At 58.9% G+C, this 13,402-nt stretch carries 13 protein-coding genes and 1 tRNA gene; 6 read left to right on the forward strand and 8 right to left on the reverse strand.

Annotated elements, in window-relative coordinates; genetic code table 11:
- The first annotated feature begins 11 nt into the window (after positions 1 to 11).
- Entirely contained in the window at positions 12 to 1,574 is a 1,563-nt protein-coding gene (locus J7U39_RS11610) for an undecaprenyl-phosphate glucose phosphotransferase (RefSeq protein ID WP_210628330.1), read from the forward strand.
- Positions 1,571 to 2,815 carry an O-antigen ligase family protein gene (locus tag J7U39_RS11615; protein WP_210628331.1) on the forward strand — a complete coding sequence of 415 codons (1,245 nt, stop codon included), beginning with the start codon at positions 1,571 to 1,573 and terminating at the stop codon, positions 2,813 to 2,815. The genes J7U39_RS11610 and J7U39_RS11615 overlap by 4 nt, the downstream gene beginning before the upstream one ends.
- Positions 2,816 to 2,835: 20 nt before the next feature.
- Here the strand turns inward: J7U39_RS11615 and J7U39_RS11620 are convergent, their stop codons facing one another.
- From J7U39_RS11620 to J7U39_RS11630, 3 genes are all read right to left on the reverse strand, one after another.
- Positions 2,836 to 3,669 carry a carbohydrate ABC transporter permease gene (locus tag J7U39_RS11620; RefSeq protein WP_210628332.1) on the reverse strand — a complete coding sequence of 278 codons (834 nt, stop codon included), beginning with the start codon at positions 3,667 to 3,669 and terminating at the stop codon, positions 2,836 to 2,838.
- On the reverse strand, positions 3,669 to 4,562 hold the full coding sequence (locus tag J7U39_RS11625; protein ID WP_210631652.1) for a sugar ABC transporter permease: 894 nt from the start codon (positions 4,560 to 4,562) through the stop codon (positions 3,669 to 3,671). The genes J7U39_RS11620 and J7U39_RS11625 overlap by 1 nt, the downstream gene beginning before the upstream one ends.
- Positions 4,563 to 4,682: 120 nt before the next feature.
- Positions 4,683 to 6,020, reverse strand: a complete 1,338-nt coding sequence (locus J7U39_RS11630) for an extracellular solute-binding protein (RefSeq protein ID WP_210628333.1) — start codon at positions 6,018 to 6,020, stop codon at positions 4,683 to 4,685.
- Positions 6,021 to 6,196: 176 nt separating this feature from the next.
- Between J7U39_RS11630 and J7U39_RS11635 the strand changes: the two genes are divergently transcribed.
- Positions 6,197 to 6,811 (forward strand): GNAT family N-acetyltransferase, encoded by a 615-nt coding sequence (locus J7U39_RS11635; protein ID WP_210631653.1) that lies wholly within the window; start codon positions 6,197 to 6,199, stop codon positions 6,809 to 6,811.
- 20 nt (positions 6,812 to 6,831) lie between these two features.
- Here J7U39_RS11635 and J7U39_RS11640 read toward each other — a convergent pair whose 3' ends face one another.
- Positions 6,832 to 8,589, reverse strand: coding sequence for a glycogen debranching protein (locus J7U39_RS11640; protein ID WP_210628334.1), 1,758 nt, complete (start codon positions 8,587 to 8,589; stop codon positions 6,832 to 6,834).
- A gap of 359 nt (positions 8,590 to 8,948) precedes the next feature.
- Between J7U39_RS11640 and J7U39_RS11645 the strand changes: the two genes are divergently transcribed.
- Together J7U39_RS11645 and J7U39_RS11650 are read left to right on the forward strand one after the other, a co-directional pair.
- Positions 8,949 to 10,130, forward strand: a complete 1,182-nt coding sequence (locus tag J7U39_RS11645) for an ROK family transcriptional regulator (RefSeq protein WP_210628335.1) — start codon at positions 8,949 to 8,951, stop codon at positions 10,128 to 10,130.
- Positions 10,131 to 10,200: 70 nt separating this feature from the next.
- Entirely contained in the window at positions 10,201 to 10,494 is a 294-nt protein-coding gene (locus J7U39_RS11650; protein WP_097598408.1) for a helix-turn-helix domain-containing protein, read from the forward strand.
- Positions 10,495 to 10,548: 54 nt separating this feature from the next.
- On the opposite strand, the gene J7U39_RS11655 is transcribed toward J7U39_RS11650, so the two are convergent.
- A complete protein-coding gene (locus J7U39_RS11655) occupies positions 10,549 to 10,761 on the reverse strand; it encodes a hypothetical protein (RefSeq protein ID WP_210628336.1) in 213 nt (70 codons plus the stop codon).
- A 247-nt stretch (positions 10,762 to 11,008) separates the two neighbouring features.
- Positions 11,009 to 11,230 carry a hypothetical protein gene (locus tag J7U39_RS11660; RefSeq protein ID WP_064806073.1) on the reverse strand — a complete coding sequence of 74 codons (222 nt, stop codon included), beginning with the start codon at positions 11,228 to 11,230 and terminating at the stop codon, positions 11,009 to 11,011.
- Positions 11,231 to 11,774: 544 nt separating this feature from the next.
- Here J7U39_RS11660 and J7U39_RS11665 point away from each other — a divergent pair.
- Positions 11,775 to 12,407, forward strand: a complete 633-nt coding sequence (locus J7U39_RS11665) for a class I SAM-dependent methyltransferase (RefSeq protein WP_210628337.1) — start codon at positions 11,775 to 11,777, stop codon at positions 12,405 to 12,407.
- Between the two features lie 82 nt (positions 12,408 to 12,489).
- On the opposite strand, the gene J7U39_RS11670 is transcribed toward J7U39_RS11665, so the two are convergent.
- Positions 12,490 to 12,566 (reverse strand) — tRNA-Pro (locus tag J7U39_RS11670).
- A gap of 99 nt (positions 12,567 to 12,665) precedes the next feature.
- Entirely contained in the window at positions 12,666 to 13,334 is a 669-nt protein-coding gene (locus J7U39_RS11675) for an HAD family hydrolase (protein WP_210628338.1), read from the reverse strand.
- Between the last annotated feature and the right edge of the window lie 68 nt (positions 13,335 to 13,402).

Genomic DNA, 13,402 nt, shown 5'->3' on the forward strand with positions numbered 1-13,402 from the left:
GACAAAACCCCATGAACAAATTGGAAAAAAGCGATCAATTCGACGTGGAAGCGCTGCGCAAGCAAATTTCCGACATCGAGGCGCGCGGCGACGCAGGTCAGGCCCACTCCGCCGACCCGATCGAAATCAACCCCTATGCCCGGCAGATCGCCGAACAGTTCCGCGACGGCACTCGTTCGCCTGTCATTATTATCGGCCAATTGCGGCTCCTGGAATTCCTGGCGCTCTTTTCGATTGCCCTGATCGTCCGCTACTTCTGGCCGGGCGACGGCAGCGATCCCTTGCTGGTCCGGACGGGCATGGCAGCGATTGCTTCGGCCTCGACCGTCATCGCCCTGCAGCTTGCCGACACCTACACCATTCCCGCACTCCGGGCGAAGCTACGGCTGATGCCCCGCATTCTCGCCTCCTGGACGATTGCGCTTGTCCTCACGATCGGCCTGTTCGCGCTCATTCGTGGCACCACATGGGCGATGGTCGATGCCTATGTCCCATGGTTCACCGTCGGCGTGCTCTTTCTCGCGGCCGAGCGTTTCCTTGTTGCCTACGGCATCCGTAACTGGGCGCGCAACGGCATCATGGAGCGGCGCGCTGTCATCGTCGGCGGCGGCGAACCGGCCAAGGAGCTGATCCGCATCCTCGAACAACAGGCCGACAACGACATTCGCATCTGCGGCATCTTCGACGACCGCGGCGAGAAGCGCTCACCGATCATGGTCGCCGGTTACCCAAAGCTCGGCACCGTGGCGGAACTCGTCGAATTCGTGCGGCTGACGCGCATCGACATGTTGATCATCGCCCTGCCGCTTTCGGCCGAAGCCCGCATCTTCGATCTCCTGAAGAAGCTCTGGGTCCTGCCGGTCGATATCCGGCTTGCGGCGCACGCCAACCGGCTGCGCTTCCGGCCACGCGCCTATTCGCATGTCGGCGCTGTGCCGATGCTCGACATTTTCAAGATGCCGATCCGCGACTGGGATTCCGTCGCCAAACGCGGCTTCGACATCTTTTTCACTCTGGTCGCGCTTGCGCTGCTCTGGCCGCTGATGGCCGCAACCGCGATCGCCATCAAGGCGACCTCGGAAGGTCCTGTCTTCTTCATGCAGAAGCGTCATGGCTTCAACAACGAAGTCATCAATGTCTTCAAGTTCCGCTCGATGTACACCAACATGGCCGACCCCTCAGGCAAGGCCGCGGTGACCAAGGGCGATCCGCGCGTCACCCGTGTCGGAAGGTTCATCCGCAAGACCTCGATCGACGAGCTGCCGCAGCTTTTCAACGTGCTGCGGGGGGAGCTCTCGCTGGTCGGTCCGCGTCCCCATGCGGTTCTTGCACAGGCGCGCGACCGCGCCTTCGCTGATGTCGTCGAAGGCTATTTCGCCCGCCACCGCGTCAAGCCTGGTGTGACCGGTTGGGCGCAGATCAACGGCTGGCGCGGCGAGGTCGATAACGATGAGAAAATCAAGTTCCGCACGGCCTACGATCTCTATTATATCGAGAACTGGTCGCTCTGGTTCGATCTCAAAATCCTGTTCCTGACGCCGATCCGGCTGCTCAACACGGAAAACGCCTATTGAGCGCGATCCAGGCGACATATTCGCGCGTCGCCCAGCCGCAGCGGGCAACGCTGCGGCTGATCGGCTCCGCCTTCGTCGCTTTCGGTGTTTTCCTTTCCGGCTTCGTCATCGATGAGCCGGCGCCCTATGAACTCTGGATGGCGGGGCTGATCGGCCTCTGGTTCATCCTGGGTCTCAGGATTTCGCGCAGCGTCGCGCCGTTGCTTGCCCTGCTGCTCACTTTCAATCTCGGTGGCATGCTGTCGCTGACGCAGATGAAGGATCTTGCGACGGCGCCGATGTATATCGCTGTCTCGACCTTCCTGGCGCTGACCGCGGTTTTCTACGGGGCAATCATCGAGGACAGCCATAAGCGGCTGCCGCTGATCTTCAACGCCTGGAGCCTGGCTGCCGTCGTCACGTCGGCGCTTGGCGTACTCGGCTATTTCCACGCCTTTCCCGGCTCGGAAGTGTTCACTCTCTATGACCGTGCCAAAGGCGCATTCCAGGATCCGAACGTCTTCGGCCCCTTCCTGGTGCCGCCGTCGCTCCATCTCATCCACGGCATTCTGGTCGGCGATCTGAAGAAATCGCCGTTGAAGGCAGCCGCCCTTCTCGTGATTGCCCTCGGCATCTTCCTCTCCTTTTCCCGCGCCGCCTGGGGTCTCTTTGCGCTCGGCGTGGTGCTCCTGATTTTCATCATGCTGCTGAAGGAGCGCAGCGGCGCCTTCCGCTTGCGGGTGCTGATCCTGTCACTGGCGGCGATCGTCATGCTGGTCGCATCGCTGCTCGTGGCGCTGCAGATTCCGAAGGTCGCTGAGCTGTTTTCAACACGCGCTCAGCTGGTGCAGCAGTATGACGGCGAACATCTCGGCCGCTTCGAGCGCCACAGGATCGGTTTCACCATGATGATGGAGCGCCCGCTCGGCATCGGTCCGCTCGTGTTCGGCACCATGTTTCCCGAGGACGAGCATAACATCTGGCTGAAGTCGCTCACCTCCTATGGCTGGCTCGGCTTCGTCAGCTATGTCGGAATGCTCCTCTGGACGCTCATCCTGGGTTTCCGGAACCTGCTTCACGACCGGCCGTGGCAACCCTTCCTGATGATTGCCTGGATCTCCGTTCTCGGCCATGCGACGATCGGCAATGTTATCGACATCGACCACTGGCGCCATGTCTATCTGCTCTTCGGCACGGTCTGGGGCTGCGCGGCGCTGGAAGCGCGTCACAGGCGCGGCCGAATGCCCGGAGGAATGGCGTAGTCTTGCCGCATTATGGCGGGCTATTTCGTCGCGCCGGCCGTCAAACCGGCGATAAACCGCCGCTGGAAAACGAGATAGGTCAGGATGAGTGGGGCAATGACAATGACCGCACCGGCGGTCAGAACCGGCGTGTTGACAGTATAACGTCCTTGGAAAAACAGCATGCCGAGGGGCAGTGTCCGATAGGCATCGTCGTTCACCAGAATGAAGGGGATCAGAAACTCGTTCCAGGTCCAGATGAACAGGAAGAGCGCCAGTGTCGACATTGCCGGCATCATCAGCGGAACGACGATCTTGCGCAAAATATAGAAGCGCCCGGCACCATCGAGAACGGCCGCTTCCAGAATTTCTTCTGGCAATTGCTGCATCGCGCTTGCAAGGAAGATCGTCGAGAATGGGATCGACATCGCGATCTGGGGCACAATGACGGCCGCATAGGTGTTGATCAACCCGAGATACCGCATTTCATAATAAAGCGGAATGATGAAGGCCTCCGCCGGCACCATCATGCCGAGCGTCAGGATAGCGAACAGGCTGCGCCTGAGCGGAAAGGACAGATAAGCAAAGGCAAAACCCGTCAGCAGGCCCAGAAAGACGCTTGCCGCGACGACGGGAATGACAACGATGATCGAATTCCAGAAGTAGATGTTGAAATGGCCGGCGTTCCAGGCATCGAGGTAATTTTCGAAATGCGGATATGCCGGGAGCGCGAACGCGCCCTGCAGAACGTCGGCCTTGCTCTTGATCGAGGTGAGCAGCAGAAGCAGGAACGGCGTAATCGTTACGAATGCAAGAAGCCAGAGGACAAGGCGAAGGAAGAGCGGGGCAGCGGGAATGTTGGACTTGCGGCTCATCAAGCCATTCCTTTACTTTTTGAGCCCACCAGCCGGTGAATTGCAAAATTGATGGCGAATGTCAGCAGCGCGCCGACAATGGCGATGGCCGCCGCCGCGCCAAACCGATTGAGCTCGAAACCGAGCTGGTACATGTAGATATTCGGCACGAGCGTGGCATTGGCGGGCCCGCCGCGGGTCATTGTGAAAATCAGGTCGAAACTTTTGATCGACGCGATAACCGTCAGCAGCAAAACCACCCTGATCTCCGGCATGAGAAGCGGCAGCGTTATCCAGACAAACGTCTTTCGCGCCGAAGCACCATCGACCTTCGCAGCATCAAAGAGCGAGGGATCGATGCGTTGGATTCCCGTGAGGAAGATCACCATGCAAAAACCGAAGAAATACCAGGTGGCAACGATCCCGACCGCGGGAAGCACGAAGTTGAAATCTCCCAGCCAAGGGAGTGCGAACATGCCCAAGCCCACCGCTCTCAAAAACTGGTTGAACGGACCGAATGCAGGATTGTAGAGCCATGCCCAGATGATGCCCAACACGGCAGTCGGCATGATATATGGGAGGAACAGGAATGTCCGCAGGGCGAGTTGTTCCCGTTGCTTCAGATTCCAGACGCAGGCGGCAAGACCTATGCCGAGCCCGAGCGGCAGGACGCAATAGAATATCATCAGCTCGGCATTGTTGCGCAAGGCGATGTAAAAACGATCATCGGAAAAGAGATCGATGTAATTGCCGAGGCCAACCCACTTGGGCACGGTCAAGCCGTCCCAACTGGTCAGGCTCAACGCCAAAGCCGCGACAATCGGCCCGAAGACAAAGGCCGCGTAAAGCAGCAATCCGGGGAATAGATAGATCCAATTGGTATGTTCGGAGCCATCAAGTGGGGAGCGCTTCATTCCGGTACTCCATGAAGCCAACGGTCGTCGTGCAGCAAGCCTGAGATCGCGGCGCTGATTTCTTGAGATGATGTCGACGAGACGCAGGCCGCGGACGGTCGCGGCCTGCGTCCGCGCCATTTATTTCTGACCTTTCAGGTAAGCCTGATAATCCTTGTCCATAGCGTCGACAAAGGCTTCAGGCGTGATCTTGCCGGACAGGAGAAGCGGCGTGTTGTCGTCGATTGTCTTCAGCATCGTCGGGCTCGACCAATCGGGATAGTGGCCAAGAGCGTCGTTGGCGTTGAGCGTCTTCCACATCTCGATGCCGGAGCTCAGCAGCGGCGTGAGCTTTGGCTTCGCATCCGCCGCAAGCGACGTTGCCGGAAGATAGCTGGCATTGGCCCAGGCTTCGGCAGCTTTTTCCGAAACCATGTAGTCGATATATTCACCGGCCAGGTCCTGCGTTTTCTGATCTTTGGCAAGGCTTGTTATTGCCCAGGCAAGATCCACGCCTCCGACGCTCAGCGGCTTTGTAATGCCTTTCGGGGCAGGAATGGCCATGAAGCCGATATCCTGGTTGTGCTGCATATCACCGAAATACCAGGTTCCCGAGATCAGGAAGGCGCCCTGCCCCGATATGAAAAGCTGAACGGCGTCGTCACCCGAAATGCCTTCGAAACCGGGATAGAAATAGCCGCCCTGCGCCCATTTCTGCACCAGTTTTGCGGATTCGATGTTGCCTTTGGTATTCCAGGAACCGCCCCTGCCGTAAATCAGATCGTCAAGTTCGGCGCGATTGCCCGCGTCGATATGGGCTTGATCGATGGCACCGATCATGTGCAGGGCGAGATGCTGCTTTGCGCTGCCCATCATGAAGGGCGCCACGCCTTTTTCCTTCAGCTTGTCGAGATCGGCCAAAAGCTCCTCGAAGGTCTTCGGCGGTGCTATGCCGGCGTCGTCGAGGATCTTCTTGTTGTAATAGAGGCCGACGATCTCGGCGAGGCCTGATATGCCGTAGGTTTTGCCGACCCCGAACTTTGGCCCATCCCAGCGATCTCGCGCCAGGACGGAATCGGACTGGCGCTTATCCCAGCTGTATTTCTTGATGTAGTCGTCAACCGGCAGGAGCAGTCCTTCCTTGACCATTGCGCCCATATCGCCGGCGCCCTGGTTGACTTTCGTGACGACCGGGCCGTTCCCTGCCGAAACCGCGAGCTTCAGCGTCAACTTCATGTCATCGAAGGTGCGGGCGGTACGCTTGATCGTAACGCCGGGATGCGCAGCCTCGAACTCTTTGTTCAACTGCTCTATGACCGCACTCTGACCTTCGTAGGTCTGGTCATCCCAAACAGCCAGATCGTCAGCCCTGACGGCTGCCGAAAGGCCAAGATTCATAAGCGCTGCACCAGCAAGCGCGACGGCCGTTTTCATTTGAAATGCCGGCAGCATGTTGATCGATTTCACGCTTCTTTTCATCTGCTCCACCTCACTTGGTTTATTCTCCACTCCCCGCTCGAGCCTTGCGCCAGGCGCCGCCGAACGTTTTCTTCCCCCAGAGCTTTGCCTGACCGGCGAATCTGAGGTAATCGTCAGTGCATCAGCTCCTCTCGCGACCCAAAACGACAAAGCGCCACGCAGGAGGTGGCAAAGTGATGGACACCGGTTGCTTCATCCGTCCCGCGACTGAAGCGGATATCGAAGCCTTTTTTGAAATCTGCCTGAAAACCGCGAATGGCGGTCACGATGCCAGCGCTCTCTATAGTGACCCGCGTCTGCCCGGTTACATCTGGTCGGTGCCATATCTCAAGTTCGCCAAAGACTTTGCCTTTGTTCTCGTCCAGCACGACCGACCGGCCGGCTATGTCGTGGCCGCACCCGACACCAGCCGGTTCGATCAGGACTTGGCGGCAAGCTGGTGGCCGCTGGTGCGCCGAGAGGTCGCCGGACTGGCGCCGACCCGTCCGCGCGACGCCGACGTCTTGGAACGAATCCAAAATCCGCGCAGTGGAACGGTCTGGCTTCAGCACCAGTACCCGGCGCATCTCCACATCAACGTCCTTCCCGGCCTTCAGGCAAGCGGCTGGGGACGAAAGATGATCGACACCGAGCTGCAGGCACTTCGAAATCATGGGGTCACGGCCGTGCATCTCGGGGTCGACCCTGCAAACGAACGCGCCAAAGGCTTCTACCGTCACCTTGGCTTTTCCGAATTCGAACGCGATGGCGCCGTCGCCTTTGCTATGCGGATCGATCAGGGATCCCGTTGAAACCGCCGGCGCCAAACCGCTCATGACATCGGCTCCGCATTTGCAGCGTGAAGCCCATATTTCAAAGCGACGGCCGCCGGCATGGCGCTCCAGCCCTGAAGCAGGGAGCCGCGTCCATAAGGCGGCGAGAAATATTCCACTGCGCCTATCCAGCCATTGTCGAGGCAGGTTTCCCACCAGCGTGTCAATGCGTAGCGGGCGCCTCCAAGCCCGTGGCGAAGGCGTTCTTCGGCATAAGCGCCATCCCAATAAGGCCAGTCCGAGCCGTTATGGTAGCGGTAGGGAAAAGCGGTCTTGGACCGCAAATCACTTTGCCGCTTGAATGGTGGATAGGCGCACATCACACCCCAGCTGCCATAGGGCTGTTCCTGATTGTTGCGCGTTTCAAGTCTGGTTTCGAACGCTCTCAGCAGGCCGACAGCCTTCTCCTCTGAAATAGCACTAAATCGCGATAAGGTCAGGCTGTCGAGAGCCAGATGATCCTCAACAAAAGAGCCAGGCGTTCCGTAGTCGAGATATCCTCCCGTTGCCGGGACGAAGAGCTTGGCTTCGATTTCCCGCCGAGCAAGAATTGCGGTCTTGCGCGCATGTTCGGCAAGGGTCGGATCATGCCCCTCGCCCAGTCTCGCCACCGCATCCATAGCGCCGACGAAGAGGCCGAGATCGTAGGAGACAAGGCCGTCACGGAAGACATTGTCGGCCCAATCTCGGTCGTTGCGCGGCTTCAGCGGCAGAACGCTGTCGGGACCGGCCAGACTGACATAGCGATCCATGATCGCCCTCACTGTCGGCCAATGAAGCTGCACCTCGGCCGCGTCTTTCGTCACGCCGAAATAGTCATCCAGAAAAAGAATGAAGAAAAGCGGACTGTCGAAGTGGTCGCTCCACCAATCCTGCGGACGGTTATGATACTCCGGAACGGCTCTTTTATGGCTTTTGGGATTAGCCTTGCAGTCGGCGACGAAGCGCTGCCAGGCATCCGATTGCGCCGGTCCCGTCAGGATAACTCCGCTCGGGGCCTCTCCGTCGGGCTGTATTCCCTTGGCGAGTAGTCGGATCTCGTCGCGCACCGCCTCCGGAGCAATCGTCAAAAGAGGCTGCGTCGTCCAATAGCCGTCGCGGTAATAGGTCCGCGCCGGAGCGCTATAGGCCTGTCCGGCGGCAAGGCCGGCGAAGGCGCCATTTTCGTCGCGCCTTATGCTGGAAAGGGCCGCATGGATCCCCTGGCTGACCATAGTGCGCATCAGCGGGTCGGCCTCAGGCATCATGTCGCAACGCGCCACATATTCCGCGGCTTGGGTCATAATGGCTTCACTGCTGAGATCGAGCGCTCTCTCGGCTTCGTCTCTCGAGGCGCCGCAGGCAATCCGCAGATCGGCATCTCGAGCTTCCACGATAAGGACGCCCCAGCCCATTTCGAAAATCTTCCGATGACCGCTGCGGAACACCTTCGCTTTCGCGTCTCGCCCATCCGGCTCGTGCCACCAGGCGCAACGGCGCGCTGGATAGACGCCCTGCAGGCTCACTCCATTGATCAGCATCACCGGCAGCGACTGCGCGACGAAAACGCCGCCCTGTTTCGAGACGAGTCGGTTCGGAGCGTAGCTATAGGGGCCGGCGATCGGAGAAAACCGCACACGCCCCAGGCTGCCGGCACCCCAAAGGGCAAGATCGGCATATCCGTCCGGATGAACATCCGCCTGGAGGCGTGGCGCCATTATAGGCAGCAAGACACCGGCGTCGGCTGAAAGCTGCCCGTTGGTCGAGGGCTTAATCATAGACAGGTCCCCGACAGCCGCATTGAGGAACCTGCAGAATGCGAAACGAAGAAACAGCTGAACCAGCCTGAGCCGGTTCCTCTTTGGGCGATCTTGGCGCGTACGCGCCGACCCAGACAATATGTACGGTGCATACTTGTCCTCGACCCTGTTTCAATCGCGCATTTGACAACGCGTTGATCCCAGCCTACAGGCGGCTCCTCTCTTGTCAAGGACGTAGACAAATTGTCGGCTTCCGTGTACTGAACTGGGCTACGGAGATGGGGATTGAGCACTAAACCCATCATTTCGCGATGGTTGAGAACCGGACCGACCTTACATTAGGGATACGCCTCGAACTAATTGGAACGCGCAGCCGGATGGCAACGACGTCGTCTATCGTACAGACTCCCATCGCACGAAAAATCTCGACCAATACGGTGATCCGGACCGTGTTAGCCAAGGGGAAGATCTCTCGCGCCGATATTGCCAAGCTGACAGGCTTGTCGAAACAGACGATTTCCGATGTCGTGCGCGATCTTGAGGATGATGGGTGGCTGAAAGCTGTCGGGCAGACCGATGGTCGTCCCGGCCGGAATGCGATCATCTATGAAATCAACGCAAGAGCGGGCCTGGCTGTCTCCATCGATCTCGGAGGCACCAAGATCGCTGCGGCTATCTGCGATCTGTTGGGTAACGTCGTTGCGGAAACCAAAGTGCCCACTGACCCACGCGGCGGACCGCATCTCGTCAACCAGTTCAGCGACCTGATCACTCAACTCGCGCTTGCGGCGGGGACGACTGCCGACAAGCTGCGTCTCGTCGTTCTCGGCAGTCCCGGCGTCCTCGATCCGGCTACCGGACATATCAACGTCGCGCCGAACATTCCCGGCGTGGACGCAATGGATCTGCGGCAAGCGTTCAGCGATAAGATGGGCATACCGGTGATCATTGAAAATGACGTCAACCTCGCCGCGCAAGGGGAGAGATGGCGGGGTCACGGCATCGAGGTCGGCAATTTCGCTTTCGTGGCGCTTGGGACGGGCGTTGGCATGGGCATTATCGCCAATGGCGCGCTGTTGCGCGGTGCCCGCGGCGCGGCCGGCGAAATCGCCTATCTTCCACTCGGCGGCGATGCTTTCGATCCAGGCGGTTTTACACTGGGAACCTTCGAGAGCGCGGTCGGCAGCGTCGCCATGCTGCGGCGCTATACCGGTTTCGGCGGGCGCAACGCCTCTACCGTGGCCGACCTCTTCGCTGCGTTCAATGCAGGCGAAACGAGCGCCATCGCCGCAATCGAAGAGACGGCGAGGCTGGTGGCGATCGCTATTGCCACCATCGGAGCAACTCTCGACCCGGAACTGGTGATCACCGGCGGCAGTATCGGTGCAAGGCCGGAGCTCGTAAACGCCATCCGCGCTTTTCTGCCGCGTTGCACCCCTTACCCGCCGCGCATCGAGATCAGCCGATTCGGCAACCGCGCCGCTCTCATGGGAGGCATGGGTATCGCCGTCGAGCGCATGCATGACGATCTGTTCGGTGTAAAATTGCAGGACGCTTGAAGATCGCAGCAGCTCGCAATCAGCCGCTGCGCCACTTGCGAAGCGCGGCAAATGCGCTAGATTTTGCGTCATGATCACAGCAACGCAGATACGCGGCGCGCGCGCCATGATCGGCATGAGCATCGAAGAGCTCGCCGCCGCAAGCGGCCTGCCGGTCGAGATCGTGACGGCTTTGGAAAAGGGCGAGTTTGAGGGTGAGCCGCATGCGTTGTTCGACGTGCGCAGCACTCTCGAAGCGCACGGCATCATATTCCTGTCGAGCGGCAACCAGGATGAAGGCGGCCCCGGCATCCGGTTGCGGGCACGCACATCAACCGATGACGGCATCCGGCCGGAAAATCTCAATGCCGCCAATGACGACTGACCAGATTGGTCCGTCGCGTCTCGCTGTCTGATCCTTTATCGCGGGAACCACGGGTCAGAGATAGGCCTTGGCAAGGTCAGCGAGTTTGCCGCCGTCTCTCACGCCCTGTCTGTAAAGCTGAATGATAACCGCACCGATCCTCTCGGCTTCCGGCGTCGTTCTGACCAGGCCGCGTTCGTCGCAGACCTTGTCGAGCACTTGCGAAAGCAGATCGAGATCTTCCGAAAAGAGCGGTAAATCATGCGGATGAATTGATGACCGTAACATCACGCCGCACTTCCCTCCGAGGGCAAACGCCTACACGCTTGCATCGCCGGCCGCCCTCCGCAACCGGCAATGAAGTTATTATGCGTGAGGGTCCGAACTTTAGCAACTGCGCAAACTCCTGCGGAATAAAATTTCTTCCGCGCGTCTGGCGCATTTTGCAGCAGGGATCCGAACCGGCTCAGGCGTGTTGCGATTTTTCAGATTCGCCGTTCGGCTTCATCCTGATCTGGCGTTACCGCAACATTCTTCAGCCGTTGCGGCGGCCTCCAGCGGCGATGAACGGCGGATCGATGAAGCCTTCCATGATCACCTTGGCGGTCAGCTCGATCACTCGTTCCTCGGCAAGTTCGGCAAGCGCGAGGGCAACGTCGCCCTCTGGCCAGCCGGCCTTGACCGCCTCGTCCGACAGAGCTTGGAAAGCATCGGCAAGGGCCTGCCTGCAAGTTAGGTTCTGGTTCATATCCGCCATGCGCTCGCACCAGGCCATCACTGAGAGGAACAATCCTAATCTACACATATTCGCAAAAATGCGAAGCACCAAAAGGTTCTCTGAAATTTAAAAGCAGACTATCCAGCGTAAAATTCTGTATATCCTTAACAAAATATACAAATATCAGTCCATATTATTGATGGACCCCCCAAAATGGACGAGAATAAATATTTTCCAAGCACTCCCGTTAAGAGAGTACTTCATTGTATAATTTACTTCAAATGGTCAAAATCGAATTCGATACACTGATCATTTTCTCTGCCCAATGGCATAGACCCGAAGTCCGGCCGTTTTCAGCATCTTCGCGCCACCCTGTCAATTAGCTTCGGGATATTCCCGGCGCGAGCATGACCCTCAATCGCGTCGTGGTGAAGAGGATATTAAAGCGGTTCGGCCGTTGGGCATCGGAGGATAGCGGCGAATGCCGACCGGCGTGATCACCTTATTGCCATAACGGCACCACACTGGCGTCAAAGTCCGCCGTACCATTGCCTCGGCGTGTTCAATTTTTTCAGGAGGTGAAATGTCTATTGAACTGGATGCTACTACCTATGTTCACGCTAAGCCGACGACCGCTCATTCCTATATCCTGCCGGCCGTTGTCGACGTTCTTGAAAATAGTTTCCACGAGGCAAACGAAACGGCGGTCTTTGATCTCGGCTGCGGCACCGGCGGCGCTGCCTCGGTGCTTGTGGAGAAAGGCTACGATGTCGTCGGCGTCGATCCGTCGGAGGACGGCATTGCGAAAGCGAAAGCGGTCCATCCCGGTCTTCCGCTGGAAATCGGTTCCGGCTACGACGATCTTTCCAGCCGCTACGGGACCTTCGATGCGGTGATCAGCATAGAGGTCGTGGAGCATGTTTACGACCCGAAGGCTTTCTCGGCGACCATGTTCGATCTGGTGAAACCGGGGGGCATCGCGGTCGTATCGACGCCTTTTCACGGTTACTGGAAAAACTTGGCTTTGGCGGTAAGCGGAAAGATGGATGATCATTTCATGCCGCTCAAGGAGCACGGCCACATCAAATTCTGGTCCCCGGGGACGCTCAGCACGCTGCTGCTCGACACAGGTTTCGAAGACGTCGACTTCGAATATGTCGGGAGAATTCCGCTTCTGGCAAAATCGATGATCGCAATCGCGCAAAAACCGCACTGACAACCCGTTCTCTACCGCAGCCAGGCACGCGCTGCACTCACCGTTAACGTGATGTTGTGACTAGGGTCTTCAAGGAGTTAAATGGTCGGGGCGACTGGACTCGAACCAGCGACCCCTTGACCCCCAGTCAAGTGCGCTACCGGGCTGCGCTACGCCCCGACCTGCCGAAACGGCTTGCATCGTTTAGTTTTTCGGCGCGTGCAATGCAAGCAGAAAAAACCTGCATCCGACAAAAAGCAAGCAGTTCGCTTGCAACGGTCAGATCGCGGCGACCTTCAGCCGACCTTCGGCGGTCTGGCGAGGCTGCCACGCCCGATAATTGGCAATCGAAAAATGCGGGGTTTCGAAAAGCGTGGCGTGGGTGTCGGTGATGACGGTGACGTCGGCGCCGGCGGCCTCCCCGGCAAGAATGCCGGCAACGGCATCTTCGAAGACCAGGCAGTTCGCGGGGTCGACCCCGAGGCGGCTTGCACCGAGCAGATAACCCTCGGGGCTCGGCTTGCCCGATTTGACCGTTTCGCCGCTGACTATCACCTTCGGCATCGGGATGCCGGCCGCTGCCATGCGGCGCTCGGCGAGTTCGATCGGCGCCGAGGTGACGATCGCCCATCTGCCGTCGGGGATGGCGTTGAGGAAGCGGACGGCATCGGGGATTTCGACGATGCCGGAGACGTCCTCCATCTCCTCGGCCAGCAGCAGATCCGCCTCGTGCACCGGATCGACATCGGGCAAGCCGAGGCCGCGGATCACGTCGGAGGCACGGATGCCGTGGATCGTTTTCAGGAAAACTTCCGGCTCAAAGCCGTGGCGTCTTGCCCATTCGCTCCAGACGCGCTCGACGACGGTAATGGAATTCAGCAGCGTTCCGTCCATATCGAAGAGGAAGGCGTCATAGGATCTGTCGAGGACGTCGTGGTGACCGGGCACGGGTGTTTCCTTGCGAGCACGAGGCAGTGGGGGCCTCTCCGGCAGGCGAGTAGCCGAGAGCAGCGACG

Source organism: Rhizobium sp. NLR16a, from assembly GCF_017948245.1.
GTDB lineage: Bacteria > Pseudomonadota > Alphaproteobacteria > Rhizobiales > Rhizobiaceae > Rhizobium.

What these genes read in the sequence shown, in the direction of transcription:
- J7U39_RS11640 (WP_210628334.1), bottom strand. Translation starts at nt 8,589, where the DNA reads ATGATTAAGCCCTCGACCAACGGGCAGCTTTCAGCCGACGCCGGTGTC.
- J7U39_RS11650 (WP_097598408.1), top strand. Translation starts at nt 10,201, where the DNA reads ATGATCACAGCAACGCAGATACGCGGCGCGCGCGCCATGATCGGCATG.
- J7U39_RS11635 (WP_210631653.1), top strand. Translation starts at nt 6,197, where the DNA reads ATGGACACCGGTTGCTTCATCCGTCCCGCGACTGAAGCGGATATCGAA.
- J7U39_RS11665 (WP_210628337.1), top strand. Translation starts at nt 11,775, where the DNA reads ATGTCTATTGAACTGGATGCTACTACCTATGTTCACGCTAAGCCGACG.
- J7U39_RS11620 (WP_210628332.1), bottom strand. Translation starts at nt 3,669, where the DNA reads ATGAGCCGCAAGTCCAACATTCCCGCTGCCCCGCTCTTCCTTCGCCTT.
- J7U39_RS11610 (WP_210628330.1), top strand. Translation starts at nt 12, where the DNA reads ATGAACAAATTGGAAAAAAGCGATCAATTCGACGTGGAAGCGCTGCGC.
- J7U39_RS11625 (WP_210631652.1), bottom strand. Translation starts at nt 4,562, where the DNA reads ATGAAGCGCTCCCCACTTGATGGCTCCGAACATACCAATTGGATCTAT.
- J7U39_RS11655 (WP_210628336.1), bottom strand. Translation starts at nt 10,761, where the DNA reads ATGTTACGGTCATCAATTCATCCGCATGATTTACCGCTCTTTTCGGAA.
- J7U39_RS11645 (WP_210628335.1), top strand. Translation starts at nt 8,949, where the DNA reads ATGGCAACGACGTCGTCTATCGTACAGACTCCCATCGCACGAAAAATC.
- J7U39_RS11660 (WP_064806073.1), bottom strand. Translation starts at nt 11,230, where the DNA reads ATGGCGGATATGAACCAGAACCTAACTTGCAGGCAGGCCCTTGCCGAT.
- J7U39_RS11630 (WP_210628333.1), bottom strand. Translation starts at nt 6,020, where the DNA reads ATGAAAAGAAGCGTGAAATCGATCAACATGCTGCCGGCATTTCAAATG.